The sequence below is a fragment of the Brenneria sp. L4-2C genome, from assembly GCF_040240335.1.
Classification (GTDB): domain Bacteria; phylum Pseudomonadota; class Gammaproteobacteria; order Enterobacterales; family Enterobacteriaceae; genus Brenneria.
Genome location: NZ_JBEIAC010000003.1, coordinates 127,388 through 147,945, shown reverse-complemented (window position 1 = coordinate 147,945; position 20,558 = coordinate 127,388). Strand labels below are relative to the sequence as shown.

13 protein-coding genes are annotated in these 20,558 nt (G+C 53.6%); 4 read left to right on the top strand and 9 right to left on the bottom strand.

Annotated features, from left to right (window positions below; all coding sequences use genetic code 11):
• Positions 1–9: 9 nt before the first annotated feature.
• A complete protein-coding gene (locus tag ABRZ26_RS06815) occupies positions 10–1,191 on the top strand; it encodes an acetyl-CoA C-acetyltransferase (protein WP_319603503.1) in 1,182 nt (393 codons plus the stop codon).
• A gap of 162 nt (positions 1,192–1,353) precedes the next feature.
• On the opposite strand, the gene ABRZ26_RS06810 is transcribed toward ABRZ26_RS06815, so the two are convergent.
• Both ABRZ26_RS06810 and ABRZ26_RS06805 read right to left on the bottom strand, forming a co-directional pair.
• On the bottom strand, positions 1,354–1,821 hold the full coding sequence (locus tag ABRZ26_RS06810; protein ID WP_319603502.1) for an NfeD family protein: 468 nt from the start codon (positions 1,819–1,821) through the stop codon (positions 1,354–1,356).
• Positions 1,821–2,735, bottom strand: a complete 915-nt coding sequence (locus ABRZ26_RS06805) for an SPFH domain-containing protein (protein ID WP_319603501.1) — start codon at positions 2,733–2,735, stop codon at positions 1,821–1,823. Before ABRZ26_RS06805 ends, ABRZ26_RS06810 begins: the two co-directional genes overlap by 1 nt.
• Before the next feature lie 132 nt (positions 2,736–2,867).
• Between ABRZ26_RS06805 and ABRZ26_RS06800 the strand changes: the two genes are divergently transcribed.
• Positions 2,868–3,050, top strand: coding sequence for a hypothetical protein (locus ABRZ26_RS06800; protein ID WP_319603500.1), 183 nt, complete (start codon positions 2,868–2,870; stop codon positions 3,048–3,050).
• A gap of 27 nt (positions 3,051–3,077) precedes the next feature.
• Here ABRZ26_RS06800 and yfaE read toward each other — a convergent pair whose 3' ends face one another.
• The 5 genes from yfaE to ABRZ26_RS06775 all read right to left on the bottom strand — a co-directional run bounded on the left by yfaE (position 3,078) and on the right by ABRZ26_RS06775 (position 10,478).
• A complete protein-coding gene (gene yfaE, locus ABRZ26_RS06795) occupies positions 3,078–3,338 on the bottom strand; it encodes a class I ribonucleotide reductase maintenance protein YfaE (RefSeq protein WP_319603499.1) in 261 nt (86 codons plus the stop codon).
• A 4-nt stretch (positions 3,339–3,342) separates the two neighbouring features.
• A complete protein-coding gene (gene nrdB / locus ABRZ26_RS06790; RefSeq protein ID WP_319603498.1) occupies positions 3,343–4,473 on the bottom strand; it encodes a class Ia ribonucleoside-diphosphate reductase subunit beta in 1,131 nt (376 codons plus the stop codon).
• Positions 4,474–4,767: 294 nt separating this feature from the next.
• A complete protein-coding gene (gene nrdA / locus ABRZ26_RS06785; RefSeq protein WP_319603497.1) occupies positions 4,768–7,053 on the bottom strand; it encodes a class 1a ribonucleoside-diphosphate reductase subunit alpha in 2,286 nt (761 codons plus the stop codon).
• 495 nt (positions 7,054–7,548) lie between these two features.
• Positions 7,549–8,268: a bifunctional 2-polyprenyl-6-hydroxyphenol methylase/3-demethylubiquinol 3-O-methyltransferase UbiG gene (ubiG, locus tag ABRZ26_RS06780; RefSeq protein ID WP_319603496.1), complete on the bottom strand. Its 720-nt coding sequence runs from the start codon at positions 8,266–8,268 to the stop codon at positions 7,549–7,551.
• Positions 8,269–8,351: 83 nt separating this feature from the next.
• Positions 8,352–10,478 (bottom strand): DKNYY domain-containing protein, encoded by a 2,127-nt coding sequence (locus tag ABRZ26_RS06775; protein WP_319603495.1) that lies wholly within the window; start codon positions 10,476–10,478, stop codon positions 8,352–8,354.
• Between the two features lie 188 nt (positions 10,479–10,666).
• Here ABRZ26_RS06775 and gyrA point away from each other — a divergent pair, with 188 nt between their 5' ends.
• Together gyrA and rcsC are read left to right on the top strand one after the other, a co-directional pair.
• Positions 10,667–13,309, top strand: a complete 2,643-nt coding sequence (gyrA, locus tag ABRZ26_RS06770; RefSeq protein ID WP_319603494.1) for a DNA topoisomerase (ATP-hydrolyzing) subunit A — start codon at positions 10,667–10,669, stop codon at positions 13,307–13,309.
• 123 nt (positions 13,310–13,432) lie between these two features.
• Positions 13,433–16,303, top strand: coding sequence for a two-component system sensor histidine kinase RcsC (rcsC, locus tag ABRZ26_RS06765; protein ID WP_319603493.1), 2,871 nt, complete (start codon positions 13,433–13,435; stop codon positions 16,301–16,303).
• Positions 16,304–17,230: 927 nt separating this feature from the next.
• Here the strand turns inward: rcsC and rcsB are convergent.
• The gene (rcsB, locus tag ABRZ26_RS06760) at positions 17,231–17,881 is read right to left on the bottom strand and encodes a response regulator transcription factor RcsB (protein ID WP_319603492.1); all 651 of its coding nucleotides are present in this window, start codon (positions 17,879–17,881) and stop codon (positions 17,231–17,233) included.
• On the bottom strand, positions 17,874–20,546 hold the full coding sequence (rcsD, locus tag ABRZ26_RS06755; protein WP_319603491.1) for a phosphotransferase RcsD: 2,673 nt from the start codon (positions 20,544–20,546) through the stop codon (positions 17,874–17,876). The genes rcsB and rcsD overlap by 8 nt, the downstream gene beginning before the upstream one ends.
• Positions 20,547–20,558: the final 12 nt, after the last annotated feature.

The window sequence follows — 20,558 nt, the reverse complement described above, 5'->3', positions numbered from 1 at the left end:
ATACAAATAATGAATAATCCCGTTATCGTCAGTGCTACCCGTACCGCGGTAGGCAGTTTTAATGGCGGTCTGGCAACCGTGTCGGCCACCGATCTGGGCGCGTACGTGATCCGTGAAGCCATCCGCCGGGCCGGCATCGAGGCCGGCGTGATTGATGAAGTTATCATGGGAAATGTTTTACAGGCGGGGCTGGGACAGAATCCGGCGCGCCAGGCGGCGTTGAAAGGCGGTATTACGCAAGAAATCAGTTCATTCACCGTGAATAAAGTCTGTGGTTCCGGCCTGAAAAGCGTGGCGCTGGCGGCGCAGGCTATCCGTTCAGGCGATGCCCATGTCGTGCTGGCCGGCGGTATGGAAAATATGAGTCAGGCGCCGTATCTGCTTGATAGCAAAGCCCGCTGGGGATACCGCCTCGGTCATGGCAATCTTCAGGATGTTATTCTGCAAGACGGTCTGCTTTGCGCCATTAATGGTTACCACATGGGTATTACGGCGGAAAATGTGGCGAAAGCGTACCAGATTACCCGGGAACAACAGGATAACGCCGCGTTGGCTTCCCAGCAAAAAGCGGCGGCGGCGATAGAGCAAGGCGCGTTTGCGAAGGAAATTATCCCTGTGGTGATTAAAGGCCGAAAGGGCGAGGTGATTTTCGATACCGATGAGCATCCGCGGCCTGAAACCACGCTGGAAAAACTGGCTGCGTTGCGCCCGGCATTTGATAAACAGGGTTCGGTGACGGCGGGCAACGCCTCCGGCATCAACGATGGCGCGGCGGCGCTGATCGTGATGTCCGAAGCGCGCGCCCGCGAGCTGGGGCTGAAACCTCTGGCGCGTATCCGTGGCTATGCCAGCGGCGGCGTCGGGCCGGATGTCATGGGCATGGGGCCGGTGCCTGCAACGTTGAATGTACTGAAAAACACGGGATTAAGCCTGTCGGATATCGATCTGATTGAAGCGAATGAAGCCTTTGCCGCACAGTTTCTGGCTGTAGGGAAAGAGCTGGGGTTTGCTGAGGAAAAGGTCAATGTGAATGGCGGCGCGATTGCGCTGGGACATCCGATTGGCGCCAGCGGCGCGCGTATTCTGGTGACGCTGTTGCACGCGATGGAGGCCAGGGATAAAGCGCTGGGTCTGGCGACGCTGTGTATCGGCGGCGGTCAGGGAACGGCAATGATCGTTGAACGGGTTTAAGGATTGAGATACTCGGGAACGAGAGGTTTAGCCTCATCATGCTGTTTGCCTGAGTATCTTGACGTTCGGCTATCATCAGCGGTGTAGACGATACCCGTTTAAGGAAGGGTATTTAAGGTTCTGGCGTGGTATTTTCACGCCAGAATCCGATGGAGTATGGCGTCAACTCAGGGATTGCGGCGTGACCGGGCGCACATGCAGCGTAATGCCATCAATGGCGATCACTTCAATATGCGTTCCGGCTGCCAGATCCTGCTCTGATTTTACCCGCCAGGTGCCGTCGCCGATTTTGATGCGGCCAAAACCATCCACTATGGGTTCGACAAGCGTGGCGCGCCGGCCAATCAGCTGCTGTCCGCGCTGATTGAGCGTGGAGGCCGGACGGGCAAGCGTGCGCTTACGCAGCCAGTACCACCAGAGCACGGCGGTGATGATGGTCAGAACCGCAAAAGCCATGCCTTGCCACGGCCACGCCAGCGGCATCAGCCAGACCAGCAGCCCGACCAATACCGCGGATATCCCGCTCCATAACAGATAGCCGCTGGCGCCCAGCAACTCGGCCGCCAGCAGCAGACCGCCGAGCGACAGCCAGAACCAGTGCGCATTTTCCATCACCAGTTCAATATCCATTATTGACTCCGTTTATCCTGGCTATCTTTAATCAGTTCGGTAATACCGCCGATAGCCCCCATCAGGTTGCTGGCTTCCAGCGGCATCATGATGACTTTGCTGTTGTTGGAAGAACCGATCTGTTGCAGCGCGTCGGTATATTTCTGCGCCACGAAATAGTTGATGGCCTGAATATTGCCCGCGGCGATAGCCTCGGATACCATTTTGGTCGCCTGCGCTTCGGCTTCTGCGGCACGTTCACGCGCTTCGGCTTCTAAAAAGGCGGACTGACGCTCGCCTTCCGCTTTCAGGATTTGCGACTGTTTCTCCCCTTCCGCCCGCAGAATGGCGGCCTGGCGCACGCCTTCGGCTTCGAGGATATCCGCACGCTTGTTACGTTCCGCTTTCATCTGCGCGTTCATCGCCGCAATCAGCTCGGCGGGCGGACGCACGTCGCGGATTTCAATCCGGGTGATTTTGACGCCCCACGGGTTGGTGGCCTCATCGACAATGTGCAGTAAACGGCTGTTGATGCTGTCGCGCTGGGAAAGCATTTCATCCAGTTCCATCGAACCCAGCACGGTACGGAAGTTGGTCATGGTCAGGTTGACGATCGCCTGTTCCAGGTTACTGACTTCATACGCCGCGCGCGCAGGGTCGATCACCTGAATGAAGCAGACCGCATCGATTGCGACGTTGGCATTGTCGCGCGAAATGACTTCCTGCGACGGAATATCCAATACCTGTTCCATCATATTGATTTTCCGACCGACGCGATCCATAAATGGCACGACCAGATTCAGCCCCGGCATCAGCGTTTTGGTATAGCGGCCGAAGCGCTCGACGGTCCATTGGTAGCCCTGCGGTACGATTTTAATACCTGACCAGACGATGATCAGTGCGACAATAATCAAAACGGGAATGACGCTAAACATTATCTAAAACCTCCTGGTTGTTTTATCTGCCGTTAGTGTAACGTACTCAAGGATAAAAAGGGGAGGCAATGCGGTTTTATGATAGCGGCGAGGGGCGGTCTGGGGCGGGATACGTAATCAGGTAAGTGAAAGATGAAAAAACGTTTAAAATATGCGCTGATTGATTTGGTTTTCGAGCTTATTCCCATGATGGCGATAATCGCGATCGCCATTTTTTCCGTCAGTTTTTTCCCTGACCACTGGCACTATATTACCGGTGTGGGAATAGTGGTCGTGTTTATTTTATTTTGGAAATTAGCCAAAAAACCCTGGTAAACGCTGAAGCGTCGTTCACTACCGGGCTTACATATCCAATTCAATATCGTTAACGGGCATGCAGCAGCAGGGCAGGATCTCCCCTTGCTGAATACAGGCCAGCGGCGTCTGGCGGTAGGCGACTTTGCCTTTCAGCAGGCGCAGTCGGCAAGAGCCGCAGTAGCCGGAACGGCACTGGTACTCGACGCTGACCTGATGGGACTCCAGCACATCCAGCAAGGAATGTCCTGTCTCCGCACAGGTCAGCTGCGCGCCGGAAGCGCGCAGCGTGATGGTTGATGCCGTCATAGGATTACAGTTGGAAGTCGCTGAGGTCATCGGCATTGATTTCGGAATCAATCTGCCCCACCAGATAAGAGCTGACTTCCACTTCCTGCGGCGCGACCTGCACGTTATCGGAAACCAGCCAGGCGTTAATCCACGGGATCGGGTTGGTGCGCGTTTCGAACGGCAGCGACAGTCCCACGGCCTGCATACGAATATTGGTAATATATTCAATGTACTGACACAAAATATCTTTGTTCAGACCGATCATGGAGCCATCGCGGAACAGATATTCGGCCCACTCTTTTTCCTGCTGCGCGGCCAGGACGAACAGGTCGTAGCATTCCTGCTGACATTCTGCGGCAATCTGCGCCATATCCGGATCGTCATGGCCGGAACGCATCAGGTTCAGCATATGCTGGGTGCCGGTCAGGTGCAGCGCTTCATCGCGGGCGATCAGCTTGATGATTTTGGCGTTGCCTTCCATCAGTTCACGCTCGGCAAAAGCGAACGAGCAGGCGAAGCTGACGTAGAAACGGATCGCTTCCAGCGCGTTCACGCTCATCAGGCACAGATACAGGCGCTTTTTCAGTTCATACAAATTGACGGTGACGGTTTTGCCATCCACCTGATGCGTGCCTTCGCCCAGCAGATGATAGTAGCCGGTCATTTCAATCAGCGTGTCGTAGTAGCCGGAGATATCCTTGGCGCGTTTGAGGATCTCTTCATTGGTGACGATGTCGTCGAATACCAGTGACGGATCGTTAACGATGTTGCGGATGATGTGCGTATAGGAGCGCGAGTGGATGGTTTCGGAAAACGCCCAGGTTTCCACCCAGGTTTCCAGTTCCGGAATGGAAATCAGCGGCAGCAGCGCCACGTTCGGGCTGCGGCCCTGAATGGAGTCCAGCAGGGTCTGGTATTTCAGGTTGCTGATGAAAATATGTTTTTCATGCTCAGGCAGCGCCTGATAATCGATACGATCGCGGGAAACGTCGACCTCTTCCGGACGCCAGAAGAAAGAGAGCTGTTTTTCAATCAGCTTTTCGAAAATTTCGTATTTCTGCTGATCGTAACGGGCAACGTTAACCGACTGACCAAAAAACATGGGTTCCAGTAGCTGGTCGTTTTTATTCTGTGAAAAAGTGGTATAGGCCATTGTTCTCTCCAAAAAAATGCCGGGAGCATTTTTTAACGCCGCTTGCGGCGGCCGTAGGGGCGGGCAGGATAGCCCGCCATAAAAAAATGCCGGGAGCATTTTTTAACGCCGCTTGCGGCGGCCCACAAAGGTGGTTGCAGGGATTGCCCGCGATAAAAAACGCAGAAGCTGCATAGCAGCCTGAGGTCGTCTGAATCAACCCCTCCCGGCCTCCCCCTTGTCAGGGGGAGGCGCCAACTCCCGTCCCTGCGAAGGGGAGGGTTGGGGTGGGGTGTCGGCAGCCTGCGTCAAGGCTTAAATCTTACAGGCTCCGCCTTCGCAACCGTCGTCCTGCGGCTCGGCCGACAGGTCATCCTGCGCGTCTTCAGCGCCGTCGCGGGTGTTTTGATAGTAAAGCGTTTTGACGCCGAACTTATACGCCGTCAGCAGATCTTTCAGCAACTGTTTCATCGGCACTTTTCCCGATGCGAAACGCGACGGATCGTAGTTGGTGTTGGACGAAATGGCCTGATCGACAAATTTCTGCATCAGGCCGACCAGTTGCAGGTAGCCGTCGTTGCCGGGCATTTCCCACAGCAGTTCGTAAGCGTCTTTCAGCGTTTCATATTCAGGCACCACCTGACGCAGAATACCATCTTTGGACGCCTTAACGCTGATGTGACCGCGCGGCGGTTCAATACCGTTGGTGGCGTTGGAGATCTGCGAAGAGGTTTCAGACGGCATCAGCGCGGACAGCGTCGAGTTGCGCAAACCGTATTCCTTAATGTCATTGCGCAGCGTTTCCCAGTCGTAATGCAGCGGTTCGTTGCAAATCGCATCCAGATCGCGTTTATAGGTATCAATCGGCAAGACGCCCTGAGAATAGGTGGTTTCGTTGAACCACGGGCAGGCGCCTTGTTCGCGCGCCAGCACGTTAGAGGCTTTCAACAGATAATATTGAATGGCTTCGAACGTTTTATGCGTCAGGTTATTGGCGCTGCCGTCGGAGTAGCGCACGCCGTTTTTCGCCAGATAGTAGGCGAAGTTAATCACGCCGATGCCCAGCGTACGACGGCCCATGGCGCCGCGTTGGGCGGCCGGGATCGGGTAGTCCTGATAATCCAGCAGCGCGTCCAGCGCGCGAACCGCCAGCGTCGCCAGCTCTTCCAGATCGTCAAGGCTGTCGATGGCGCCGAGGTTAAAGGCGGACAGCGTACAAAGCGCGATCTCGCCGTTTTCGTCGTTCACATCTTCCAGCGGCTTGGTCGGCAGGGCGATTTCCAGGCACAGGTTGGACTGACGCACCGGCGCGACCTCGGCGTCAAACGGGCTATGGGTATTGCAGTGGTCTACGTTCTGAATGTAGATACGGCCGGTCGAGGCGCGTTCCTGCATCATCAGCGAGAACAGCTCAACCGCTTTAATGCGCTGCTTACGGATGCCGTCGTCCTGTTCATATTGTACGTAGAGACGTTCGAATTCGTCCTGATCGGCAAAGAAGGCGTCATAAAGCCCCGGAACGTCCGACGGGCTGAACAGCGTAATATCGCCGCCTTTCACCAGACGTTGATACATCAGCTTGTTGAGCTGCACGCCGTAATCGAGGTGACGAACGCGGTTGCCTTCCACGCCGCGGTTGTTTTTCAGCACCAGCAGACTTTCCACTTCCAGATGCCATAGCGGGTAGAACAAGGTGGCCGCGCCGCCGCGCACGCCGCCCTGGGAACAGGATTTCACCGCCGTCTGGAAGTGTTTATAGAACGGGATACAACCGGTATGGAAAGCCTCGCCGCCGCGGATCGGGCTGCCCAGCGCGCGAATGCGGCCGGCATTGATGCCGATGCCTGCACGTTGAGAAACGTATTTCACAATGGCGCTGGAGGTGGCGTTGATGGAATCCAGGCTGTCGCCGCATTCGATCAGCACGCAAGAGCTGAACTGACGGGTAGGGGTGCGCACGCCGGACATAATCGGCGTCGGCAGTGAAATTTTGAATGTCGAGATGGCGTCGTAGAAACGCTTCACGTAATCCAGTCGGGTTTCACGCGGATAGCCGGAGAACAGACACGCGGCGACCAGAATATACAGGAACTGGGCGCTCTCGTAGATTTCGCCGGTCACGCGGTTCTGAACCAGGTATTTCCCTTCCAACTGCTTGACCGCGGCATAAGAGAAGTTCATATCGCGCCAGTGATCGACGAAGCCGTCCATCTCGGCGAACTCTTCCGCGCTATAGTCTTCCAACAGGTGCTCGTCGTATTTGCCCAGTTCGACCATCTTTTTCACGTGATCGAGCAGCGTGGGCGGCTCAAACTGACCGTAAGCCTTTTTGCGCAGGTGGAAGATGGCGAGACGCGCCGCCAGATACTGATAATCCGGGCTTTCACGGGAAATCAGATCGGCCGCGGCTTTGATAATGGTTTCATGGATATCCGCGGTGCGGATGCCGTCATAAAACTGAATGTGGGAGCGCAGTTCGACCTGAGATACGGAGACGTTGTGCAATCCTTCAGCGGCCCAGGTAATGACTCGGTGGATTTTATCCAGATTGATTTTTTCTTTACTGCCATCGCGCTTGGTTACTAGCAGGCTCTGGTTCATGGGAAGTAACACCTATTATCCGTTTTTTTAACCCTGTAATGATTGCCGAGTACAACAGAAAAAGCCAGGCGCGACGGCGCCTTTTTGTTGGCGGCAAACACAATATATAGGGGGTGATTTTGATTTGATAACAAGATAATGAGAAAAACGGCTTATTGCAAGTGAGCAAAACCGGGGTAGATTGTGGATAACTTGGGTAGGAAATGTTATTGATTCGCTAAACGCCGGTTCACTCGCGGCCTGTGGTGTTGTCAATGCATGGGGATAAAAAAATAAATATTTGATCGGTTGCCGCTTTCTTGTTCGCGCTGAAAACCGCTGTTTTGATCCAATCGCCAATGCGGCATCCTGGCTCGGAATGGATTGCTTATCAAGTCGCCAGCTTTTAACGATATTTTAATAAAATAGCTTATGGCGCTACATTGCGGGCCGGACGGCTCGGCATACCCGTCGGCGCGGGTATGCGCGGGAGCCGCGAAGAGACGCGGGCGGCGGTTACGCCTCGCGCCGGGTGTGCAGCGTGTAATTAACATCCACGTTCGGGCCGAGTTTGAAGTGGTCCGTCAGCGGGTTGTAGTGCAGCCCGATGATATGTTGTTCGCGCAGCGGCGTGGCATCGATCCAGCCAATCAATTCCGCCGGACGGATGAATTTTTTTATATCATGCGTGCCGCGCGGCACCAGCTTCAGAATATATTCGGCGCCGATCACCGCCATCGCCCAGGCTTTAGCATTGCGATTAATGGTGGAGAAAAAGACGTCGCCGCCCGGTTTGACCAGTTGCGCGCAGGCCTGAACCACGGATTGCGGATCGGGAACGTGCTCCAGCATCTCCATGCAGGTCACCACGTCGTATTCGCCCGCATGCGCCTGCGCGTGGGCTTCCACGGTTTCCTGCACGTAGTTCACCGTTATGCCGCTTTCCAGTGCGTGCAATCGGGCCACCTGCAACGGCTCCGCGCCCATATCCAGGCCGGTAACCTCGGCGCCTTCTTTCGCCATGCTTTCGGCCAGAATACCGCCGCCGCAACCCACATCCAGCACTTTTTTGCCAAACAAACCTTCGGTATGCTGCGCGATATACCCCAGTCGCAGCGGGTTGATGCGGTGCAGGGGTTTGAATTCGCCTTCCAGATCCCACCAGCGCGACGCGATCGCCTCAAATTTGGCGATTTCCTGCTGGTCGACGTTCGCGGTTTGATTTTCTGCATTCATATGCAATCACTGCCTTTGGTTATCATTTATTGGGGCGAGTATATACTATACCGTCCATCTTACAGCCTGTACTCATGTCGACTTCAGTGATGTCTTGAGATTAACGACCACCATTCATAGCGACGATGGCAATCCTGCGCTCGCGTGCCGTCCAGGACGGTGAATGACGCGTAATCCGCCTGCTGCAAAGGGTGCAGCGTCCTGATGTCGTCAAAATAATAGATATGATTCCGGTCGCGGGCGAAATAGTGGTTGAGAAACGTCAGGGTGGGCAAGTGGATGCGCCGGGCGCTGACGGTATAACGTTCGCATAGCAACTTTTTTTGGCCGATCATCACAAAAAACGGATGGGGGAAGTGTAGTTCTTCGGGGGTAAAATCGATCTTGACCCGTTTTCCGTGGCAGAACAGATGCCGTTGGTCATAGGCATAAATACCGTGGAAATGCGTTTGCGCCGCGGACAGATCCTTTTTTATGCTGCCGTGATAATAAACGTGCGTCTTGTCGCGCGCCCAGCCGTAATCGTAGCTTTTGAATGAAGCCAAATCGGCTTTTTTTATCGCTTGCGGTAAATGATAAAAAATGGTGTGACACCATACCGTCGCGCCATCGGTGAAATAGGTTTGCGAATAATCGAGCAGGCGGAAGCGTTCTACGGGCTGCGCGGAAAAACGCTCCGGCACGTTTTTTTCCGGATTATGGAAAGGAATAAGGTATAAACCAAACCGATCGCCGCACAGGTACGGCGTCAGCAGCCGGAAGCTCTCCACGTCCATATCATCCAGCCGCTGTTGGTGAAAATAGAGCCAGCGTCCGGCCTGAAAGCCCTGACCTATCTCCCTGAGCGACGCCGGCGCCTCATCTTCCACATGATTAAGCCGCCGCCACCATCGCGGCCGGTATTCAGGATGGGCGGCGAAAAACTCGCCCCACCGTTCTTTCTCCTGCTGGCCCATACTGCCGGTACTTCCCAGCGCCCGATTGTCGTCGCAGGTGAACAGTTGATCGTTCCACGGAACGGCGATAAAGCTGTCCGCGTCAACGTCCAGCGGTTTATTTTGATAAAACACCGTATGGTCGTCGCGATAATAGTTGTCGCAGATATGGCGGAAGGTCGCGCCGTCGGCGTTTTTAATGCGCAGTCCGCAGCAGTAGGCATAGCGATCGTCAACGGCGAAATAGTCGCTGTTTACCTGAGGGAGACGAGTATCGCTGAATATATGACCGCGGGGGTAAACCTTGAGCAGCCGAAAATCGCCGTGGTAACGGATTGTTTTGCCGGTAATGTAATACGCGCGTTTGGCGTCTTTGGCATAGCGCTGATTCAGGCGCTGGAACGTGGCAAGATCGCCGTTTTTGATCAGATAGTGGTAGATTTTGACCACCTTACTCCCCATTTGCCCCTGCACGATAAGATCCTCGCCATCGGTTCCCCAGCGCGGTGCAAGCATGCGGAAGTTTTCCGGATGTTTAATCGCCAACGGCTCGCCGTTTTTATCGCGCAGCGGTTGCAGCTTTGCATCGCAAATCTGTCCGTTCACCCATAAATAACCGTTGTGATTGGTTTGCCGCAGCGCGCCGGCCGGGTAGGGAAGGCGAGAGCCGGAAGCGTAGACGTCATCACCGTGAGTAAGGTACGTATACGGTGAAAATTGCGGCAATGGGCTAACGTTAAGCAGCGGCAGCGGCGCCAGTTTGCCGGGCGTCACTGCGTCCAGCCGTTCAAAATAGGGCAGCGTTTTGCCAGGTTGCGTCGTCAGCAAGTGATTGTGAACGTCTGAAATGTGGTAAACGCAATAGACGTTCGCCGCATCGCGAAGATAGTAGAGGGTATCGGCTTGCGTCGGCGTGAATAACCAGCAGAGGCGTTCGCCGAGGCGGAATGGCAGCGGCAGCGCTTCGGTAAACCAGGGTTCATTATCCGAATACAGGTTGTCCGGCAGGTAATAGTCGCATTCCGTAGCGCGCAGCAGCCAGGGAAAATCGCGGTGACGGTACAACGGCTCACCGGCACGGCACGGAGAGGCCGGGTGTCGCGAGCGCAACAGTCTGGCCGCACGCTGTTCTATATTTTCATGGGGATTGATATCGCCGTCCATACGGCGTTGTAAACGCGCTCGGGCATTGCTGGTTTCCGCCAGAAATTGACCGCCGATGAAAGCATAAGGTCCATGCCAGACTACAGGTTGTATTATCCACTCGCTGTTCACGCCGATTCCTTTTGTTGCTATTGGGTGAGTCGATGATTTTACTCATGCGGATTCAAAGAATGCCACAGGGATTGATGTGGGCCTACACATTCCCCGAGCGCCATAGTTTTCCCCGAATCCGCGCTTTGTGATATACTTTTTCACCTTTTGAACTCGGGTAGATGCATAAATAGAGGGATAGCGGCTCCATGAGCGACCTTGCCAGAGAAATCACACCGGTCAACATTGAAGAAGAGCTTAAAAGCTCGTATCTGGACTATGCCATGTCCGTTATTGTCGGGCGTGCGTTACCAGATGTTCGTGATGGACTAAAACCGGTACACCGGCGCGTATTATACGCGATGAGCGTATTGGGCAACGACTGGAACAAACCTTATAAAAAATCAGCCCGCGTGGTCGGGGATGTCATCGGTAAATATCACCCGCACGGTGATTCCGCCGTGTATGAAACTATCGTACGTATGGCGCAGCCATTTTCGCTGCGTTATATGCTGGTCGACGGACAGGGCAACTTCGGTTCGATTGACGGCGACTCGGCGGCGGCAATGCGTTATACCGAAATACGCATGGCGAGAATCGCCCACGAGTTGTTAGCTGACCTGGAAAAAGACACCGTTGATTTCGTGCCGAACTATGACGGCACAGAGCAAATTCCAGATGTCATGCCAACCCGTATACCCAACCTGTTGGTTAACGGGTCTTCCGGCATCGCGGTCGGGATGGCGACCAACATTCCGCCGCACAACCTCACGGAAGTGGTGAACGGCTGTCTGGCCTATATCGACGACGAAAACATCAGCCTTGAAGGCTTGATGGAGCACATTAAAGGGCCGGACTTCCCGACCGCCGCCATCATCAATGGTCGGCGCGGCATTGAAGAGGCTTATCGTACCGGTCGCGGCAAGATTTACATCCGCGCGCGCGCTGAAGTGGAAGCCGACGCCAAATCCGGGCGTGAAACCATCATCGTGCATGAAATTCCCTATCAGGTGAATAAAGCGCGCCTGATTGAAAAAATCGCCGAACTGGTGAAAGACAAACGTATCGAAGGCATCAGCGCGCTGCGCGACGAATCCGACAAAGACGGTATGCGTATCGTTATCGAGATCAAGCGCGACGCGGTGGGCGAAGTGGTGCTGAATAACCTTTACTCGCAAACGCAACTGCAAACCTCTTTCGGCATCAACATGGTGGCGCTGCATCAGGGCCAACCCAAGATCATGCCGCTGAAGGATATTCTGGCGGCGTTTGTTCGCCATCGCCGTGAAGTAGTGACCCGCCGGACGATTTTTGAATTGCGCAAAGCCCGCGATCGCGCGCATATCCTGGAAGGTCTGGCGATCGCGCTGGCGAATATCGATCCGATCATCGAATTGATTCGTCGCGCGCCGTCTCCGGCGGAAGCGAAAGCCGGATTGATCGCCCAATCATGGGAACTGGGTACGGTTTCCGCGATGCTGGAACGCGCGGGTGATGACGCCGCGCGGCCTGAATGGCTGGAGCCGGAATTCGGGATTCGCGACGGTCGTTATTATCTGACCGAGCAACAGGCTCAGGCGATACTGGATCTGCGCTTGCAGAAACTGACCGGCCTGGAGCATGAAAAGCTGCTGGATGAATATAAAGCCCTGTTGGAGCAAATTGCCGAACTGCTTTATATCCTGCAAAGTCCTGAGCGTTTGATGGAAGTGATCCGCGAAGAGCTGGAAGCCATCAAAGAGCAATACAGCGATGAGCGCCGCACGGAAATTACCGCCAATACCGCCGATATCAACATCGAAGATCTGATTAATCAGGAAGATGTGGTCGTGACCTTGTCGCACCAGGGTTACGTTAAATATCAGCCGCTGAGCGATTATGAAGCGCAGCGCCGCGGCGGCCGCGGCAAGTCGGCGGCGCGTATCAAAGAAGAAGACTTTATCGATCGCCTGCTGGTGGCCAATACGCACGATACCATCCTGTGCTTCTCCAGCCGGGGCCGTCTGTACTGGATGAAGGTTTATCAGTTGCCGGAAGCCAGCCGCGGCGCGCGCGGTCGTCCGATAGTCAACCTGTTGCCGCTGGAGCCGGACGAACGTATTACGGCGATCCTGCCGGTACGCGAGTACGAAGAAGGGCGCCACGTCTTTATGGCCACCGCCAGCGGTACGGTGAAGAAAACCGCGCTGACCGAGTTCAGCCGTCCGCGCAGCGCCGGTATCATTGCCGTTAATTTGAATGACGGCGATGAGCTGATCGGCGTGGATCTGACCGACGGCAGCGATGAAGTGATGCTGTTCTCGGCGGAAGGGAAAGTGGTGCGCTTCAGTGAAAGCGCGGTGCGTTCCATGGGCCGTACGGCAACCGGGGTGCGCGGCATCAATCTGCAAGGCGACGATCGCGTCGTTTCCCTGATCATTCCTCGCGGCGAAGGGGATATCCTGACCGTTACGCAGAATGGTTTCGGTAAACGTACCGCCGTCGCTGAGTATCCGACCAAATCGCGCGCCACCAAGGGGGTTATCTCCATCAAGGTGAGCGAGCGTAACGGCAAGGTAGTCGGCGCCGTTCAGGTGGATACCGCCGATCAGATCATGATGATCACCGATGCGGGAACGCTGGTGCGCACCCGTGTTTCCGAGGTCAGCATTGTTGGGCGTAATACCCAGGGCGTGACGCTGATCCGTACCGCGGAAGACGAACACGTGGTGGGGCTGCAACGCGTTGCCGAACCGGTGGAAGATGAAGAGTTGGATGGCGTCGCCAGCGTTGACGGCGAAATCGTCGAAGACGAAGAGGCTGCCGACGACGACATTGATGCCGACGACGACATTGTGGAAGACGACGAATAAGCACCGCCGCGCTTATTGTAAAGGTCAGGCCAGCGTGTGATGCGCTGGCTTTTTTTATGTAGTATCGGTACTGTATCGACAAATCATTGTCGCCATCAGCTGTCTCAATTCAATGGTATTCACTTGAAATATCTGGCCTCGTTCCATACGACATTAAAAGTCTCCCGTTATTTGTTCCGGGTGTTGGCGGTTATGCTGTGGACGCTTGGCGCGCTGATATCCATTTTTTATATCAGTAATACGCTGAATGACAAAGAGTCCGAGCTGCGCCAGGAATATAATCTGAGCTTCGATCAGTCGCAGGGATATATTCGCCACGCGGCGGATATTGTAAGAGAACTGAAGTATCTGGCCGCCAACCGCCTGATGAACGCGACGGGAAATCAGCAGCCGTCGCCGGATGGAAATTCATCTTTATCTATTTATCCCTTATCGCCCGGCGCCAATTGCTCGGTTAATTACGGCGCAAAGAATAGCCCTTTAGCCTCATTGAATGATTTTTTTAACGGCTGGCGTGAAAACTTTTCTGCGGTGTATGACCTGAATCGGGTATTTTTTGTCGGCGGCGATCGGCAGTGTATGGTGGATTTTGGTATTCGCAACCAGTCGCTAGATCGCGATAACCTGCTTAAGAATGTGCAAGATCGTTTTCTTGAGCAAAAAAATACCAACCAGTCCGCGATTAGGGATGAAACGGTCTATTGGATTACGCCGGCGTCGATATCGGATGTCGGCTATCTCTATGCGCTTACGCCGATTTATATCGGTAACAAGCTGGAAGTGATCATGGGGATTGAGCAAACCATTCGCCTTGATGACTTCGTGATCCTGGGTAAATTCCCGATAAGCGCCAAGCTGTTGAATCAATATAACCAGCCGGTGTTGCAGTTTACCGAAGAGTCGGGCCGCCATATCTCATCGATGAATAGCTATCCGGTCGATCATAACTATTTCGGCTACGTGAATGGTTATGGTGAAATTATTCTGAAAAAGAACCTGACGCCGACAGCGTTCAGCATCATTTATTCGCTGCCGGTAAAAGTTCTGCTGTCTCATATCGGTCCGCTGATCATTAATATGGTTATGCTCAATGCTCTGTCGGCGATACTCCTGTTTATGCTGACCTGGTTCTTTGAGCGGAAAATGCTGGTGCCGGCCGAAGTGAATGCGTTCCAGTTGGAAGAGAATGAACAATTCAACCGCAAGATTGTGGCTTCCGCCCCGGTAGGCATTTGTATTCTGCGCATCAACGACGGGACGAATATTCTCAGTAACGAGTTGGCGCATAATTACCTGAATTTGCTCACGCATGAGGATCGTCTGCGCATTACCCGTATTATTTGCGAGCAGCAGTCCAAGTTCGTCGATGTGATGACCAGCCGAAACCATCACCTGCAAATCAGTTTCGTTCACTCGCGTTATCGCAATGAGAATGTGGCGATTTGCGTGCTGCTGGATGTGAGCGCCCGCGTCAAAATGGAAGAGTCGCTACAGGAAATGGCCAACGCCGCGGAGCAGGCGAGTCAGTCGAAATCGATGTTTCTGGCGACGGTCAGCCACGAACTGCGTACCCCGCTTTACGGTATTATCGGTAATCTGGATTTATTACAAACCAAAGCGCTGCCCAAGGATGCCAATCGGCTGGTGGCGGCGATGAATAATTCATCCTCGCTATTGCTGAAAATCATCAGCGATATTCTCGACTTCTCCAAGATTGAATCTGAACAATTAAAAATCGAACCCTGTGAATTTGCGCCGCACGAGGTGATCAGCCATATCTCCAGCAATTATTTACCGCTGGTGGTAAAAAAACGCCTGACGTTGTACTGCTTTATCGATCCCAATGTGCCGGTGAGCTTGTCCGGCGATCCGGTGCGTTTACAGCAGGTGCTCTCCAATCTGCTGAGCAACGCCATCAAGTTTACCGATACGGGATGCATTATTTTTCAGGTCGGCTGCCGCGATGGCTATCTGGAGTTTCTGGTGCGGGATACCGGCGTGGGGATCCCCGCCCGGGAAACCATTAAGCTGTTTGATCCGTTCTTTCAGGCGGGGAGCGGCGTGCAGCGTCACTTCCAGGGGACCGGGCTTGGCCTGGCCATCTGCGAGAAACTGGTCAATCTGATGGATGGGGATATTTCCATTGAGTCCGACCCTGGCCTGGGGAGTCAATTCGGCGTCAGGATCCCGCTCTATAAAGCGCGCTATGTGCCGGTGGCGATTAACGCCGGTTTGCAGGGGAAAATGTGCTGGCTCATGGTGCGCAATGTGCGCATGGAATCTTATCTGCTGACGTTCTTGCAGGCGCATGGGATGCGGGCCAGCCGTTATCAGGAGCAAACGATCGGCAGCGATGACGTGGTCATCAGTGATTATGCGGTATCGCAGCAGTTTGAGGCGCGGGCGCATATCATCATTAGCGGTTCGCATACCGGCGCCGCACAGGAAATCAGCCCCGGACGCTGGGCGCACAGCACCTCCACCCCGCAATACCTGCCGAATCTGCTGGAGAAAATTTATCGCCCGGCCGCCGCCGACGCATCGCACTCCGTGCTTTCGGCGCCGCTGACCAACTATAGCAGCATCGAGAACGGCGATATTATGATTCTGGTGGTGGATGACCACCCGATCAACCGCCGCTTACTGGCCGATCAGCTCGGATCGCTGGGCTATATGGTGATGACCGCCAATGACGGTATTGATGCGCTTGGCGTGTTAAGTAAAAACCAGATTGATATCGTGCTGACGGACGTCAATATGCCGAATATGGATGGTTATCGATTGACTCAGCGCTTACGCGAACTTGAGCAGACTTTCCCGGTTATCGGCGTGACGGCGAATGCGCTGGCGGAAGAAAAACAGCGTTGTTTGCAGTCGGGAATGGATAACTGTTTATCCAAACCCGTAACGCTGGATACGCTGCAACAGAGCCTGTCCTACTACAGTAGCCTGGTGCGTCAATCGCGGGAAAAGGCGGTCGCGTCGGAAACCTGAGCCGAAACGGATCGCCCGCGGCGAAAGCGTGATTCCCGCCTGTGGCCATTCCCTGCGTGGCGGGAATCACTTAATGACTACGCACGGTTCCAGCAGGCGATTCCCGCCTAAAAACGCGGGAATGACGGGGAATTGGACGCAGGAATGACAGGGAGCGGACGCAGGAATGACGGAGAGCGGACGCGGTGATCGCTACACTGTCATTCCCGCGCAGGCGGGAATCACTTAATGACTACGCGCGGTTCCAGCAGGCGATTCCCGCCTAAAAACGCGGGAATGACGGGGAGTTGGACGCAGGAATGACAGGGAGCAGGCGCGGGGATCGCTACACTGTCATTCCGCGCAGGCGGGAATCACTTAATGACTACGCACGGTTCCAGCAGGCGATTCCCGCCTAAAAACGCAGGAATGACAAGGAATTGGACGCAGGAATGACAGGGAGCGGGCGCGGGGATCGCTACACTGTCATTCCCGCGCAGGCGGGAATCACTTAATGACTACGCGCGGTTCCAGCAGGCGATTCCCGCCTAAAAATGCGGGAATGACGGTGCGTTGGACGCAGAAATGACGGGGAGCGGACGCAGGGATCGCTACACCGTCATTCCCGCGCAGGCGGGAATCACTTAATGACTACGCACGGTTCCAGCAGGCGATTCCCGCCTAAAAACGCGGGAATGACGGGGAGTTGGACGCAGGAATGACAGGGAGCGGGCGCGGGGATCGCTACACTGTCATTCCCGCGCAGGCGGGAATCACTTAATGACTACGCGCGGTTCCAGCAGGCGATTCCCGCCTAAAAATGCGGGAATGACGGTGCGTTGGACGCAGAAATGACGGGGAGCGGACGCAGGGATCGCTACACTGTCATTCCCGCGCAGGCGGGAATCACTTAATGACTACGCACGGTTCCAGCAGAAGATTCCCGCCTTATTCTGTTTGCGAGCCATTGCCGTTAACGGAAGAAAGGTAGTTCAGCAGGGCGATATCGTTATCCACGCCCAGTTTGGTCATGGCTGACTTTTTCTGACTGCTGATGGTCTTGATGCTCCGATTGAGTTTCTTGGCGATTTCGGTGACCAGAAAACCCTCGGCGAATAACCGCAAGACTTCGCTCTCTTTCGGCGACAGGCGCTTGTCGCCATAGCCGCCGGCGCTGATTTTTTCCAATACCTTGGAGACGCTGTCCGGGGTGAATTTCTTGCCTTTCTGTAAGGCCGCCAATGCTTTAGGCAGGTCGGTCGGCGCGCCTTGTTTCAGCACGATGCCTTCAATATCCAAATCCAGCACGGCGCTTAGAATGGCCGGGTTATTGTTCATGGTCAGAACAATAATAGAGAGATGAGGGAAGTGACGCTTAATGTATTTAATTAAAGTGATGCCATCGCCGTATTTATCTCCCGGCATGGACAAATCGGTAATTAATACGTTGGCGTCCAGTTTAGGGAGGTTATTGATCAGCGCTGTCGAGTCTTCAAATTCACCAACGACATTGACCCATTCAATTTGTTCAAGCGACTTTCTGATGCCAAAAAGAACAATAGGATGGTCGTCGGCAATAATTACGTTTAGATTACTCATCGTTTAGGTTACTCATATGTTGGCTACCTTGCTGTAACAATGCACTGACGAATGCCTCAATTTCATGAAGGTTATTTTCTATCTGTACACTATCGTGCGCGGTAATATGCTGTTCCAGCTGCTCACACAGTTGTTTGCCGGGATGCAGATTTAACATGGCAAACACGCCTTTCAACCGATGTGCTGTCTGCGCAAGTGACAAAAAATCACCATCTTCCGCCTCAGTATACAGCCTCTTTAAATCATCCGGTACTGTCTCAACAAACAGCGAATAATAATCGCTTGCGGCCAACTGATTGGCATAAAAAGCGCTATCGTTGCCATCCCCTGTCGACGACGCGTCCGCGGGCGTTTCCAACTGCTGCTCAATCAGTTTAAGCAGCGCCTCCAGCAGTTGCTGGCTGATATTGAAATTCGCCTGTAGTCGCCGCGGCGCCAGCGAAATCAATGTCGTTTCATCGCCGCAAAGCAGTATGGAATAGTCCGCGTTTTTATCCGCATCGTCGGTGATATACAAATCCGCCGATTGGTTAACCTGACGTTCATCGGCCAGCGCATAATTGGCTCCCCAGCCGGTCAGCAGCCGGCTGACGATGTGTTGAACTTCCTCTGATGTAACGTCCAGCAATACCGTGATGCCTTCCAGCAGCTTTTCCTCTTCAACGGGGAGAGGCTCCGGCTCCAGGGGCAGCGTTAAAATATAGTGCGTTCCCAGTCCGGTTGTACTGTTGATATTCAGTTTGCCGCCAAGTTTATTACAGAGTTGATTGCACAGAAATAGCGTCATGCCCGAGTTTTTATTGAAACGATCCGCCGTTGCCGGATGTAAAAACGGATAGTCGAGATTATCCTGCTCGCTGCCGGAAATTTGCGCGCCGGTATCGCTGATTTGAATAATCAGTTTGCCCGGGATATTCGCATCGCGGTCGGTTGAAAGCGTAATCTTGCCGTAATCGGTGTTGGTAATGGCGTAATTAAGCAGCAGCGACAGCGTTTTTTGCAGCAGTTCGCTATCGCCCAGATAGCTCTGGTTAATATCCAGCTTGTAGTGATTAAAGAGGGCCAGTCCTTTCTGATTAATCCTGGGCAATAATGTCAGCAACAGATTGTCGATCACGGTCAGCGGCGAAAAACTATTTTGCGCGGGCTGCCATTCCGGCATCTCCAGTTTTTCCTGAAGTTCGATATTCTCCAGTAATTCAATGGCGCTGCCCGCATCGGTCAACAGTTGCTGAATGATGCGCTGTTGGTCGGCAATCTCGTCGGTACGACCAAGAGAAAGCATATTTTGACGCAGGGAAAGCAGGGGCTGCCTGATTTCATCGAGCAGATTTTTGAACAGACGTTTTCTGGCCTGAACATTCTTCTCATATTCCCGCTGCGCCAACTGGAGTTTTTTATTAACCAGAATTTCTTTGTCTTGTTCTCGCAGCAAAAATAGACAGTAATCCGGCGAATATTGACTGCGGAACTGGCGAATTTCATACATTTCATTATTCACCGTCACCTGAACAATGCCCTGATGTTCATCGGCCATATTGGTGATTTTCTGCAAGCTGAGGTGAGGTAATAAGCTCTCCGACAGCGCGTTCTGTATGACAACCTTGTTGCTGCTGAAATCATAGATCAGCACGCCCATCGGAATACGGCCGATCGTTTCATCATAAATATTCAACCGATCGCGCAACTGCTCGGAGACATCTTCGCCGGGATGGATATATTTCCGACGGAAAATATAAAAGCCGGCAAGGGCGAAAAGCAGCAAGGCCAGATTAAGCAACAGCAGCCAAATATTATTATTCAGCATATTGAGCACCAGCACTCTTATCGGAATCTGAAAAACGATTTTTACCGGTGCGTTAATCAACTGGGAGGATATCTCAATCAATGAGCCGTTCAACTGAATCACCGAGATATCTTCGCTGCCGCTATTGGCATCAATACTGGTTGACGTATCTTGTCGCAGAATAAAATTTTCGCGCGACATATCGATGGGAATCAGGTCGTTAATGGGCAAGTCGAAAGCGATAATGGTCGCCAGGTGGCCGGGCTGATTAAAGGTGGTGCGCAGCGTGAAGTAATAGTTGTTATAAAAGCGCAGTTTGCGGATGGGCGAGAAACTTTCGCGTTCGTCTAACGCGTTGGCCTGCTGGAGCATTTCCGTGCGGCGCGCCTCCGCTATCGCGGTGATATAGCTCCCCCGAAACTGAGACGAGATGTCTTTCAACGTTTGGGTTGAGATCATCGTCAGACTATTATCGATGCCGTTAAGATAGTACATGGTGTAAACGTCGTTTTCCGCGCCCCACAGGATATCCAGATAGCGCGATATGCGGTAGACGGAATTCAAGGTTGAATCGTCGTGTTGACCGAATATCAGGGCGTCGGTCTTTTGATCGTTCTTCTCGACGTAAAAGACATCCGGCATCAGGCTGATGGCGTTGATATTCGTGTCTTTCGGCGGGGCGCCGTTCAGGTTGCCATAAATCTGATAGGTAAAAAAGCGATAGGTATCAATGCGTTTTTGCACTCCCTGAGCAATATCCGTTAATGCATGTTTCTTATTGATTAGCCAGCTAGACAGGTAGTTATAGCTAAACGTGCCGGTGGTAAGCAGCAACAGCACGATGAACAGGGCAAAATAGCGCATGATTATTGCGGGCATTGATTAACGCTC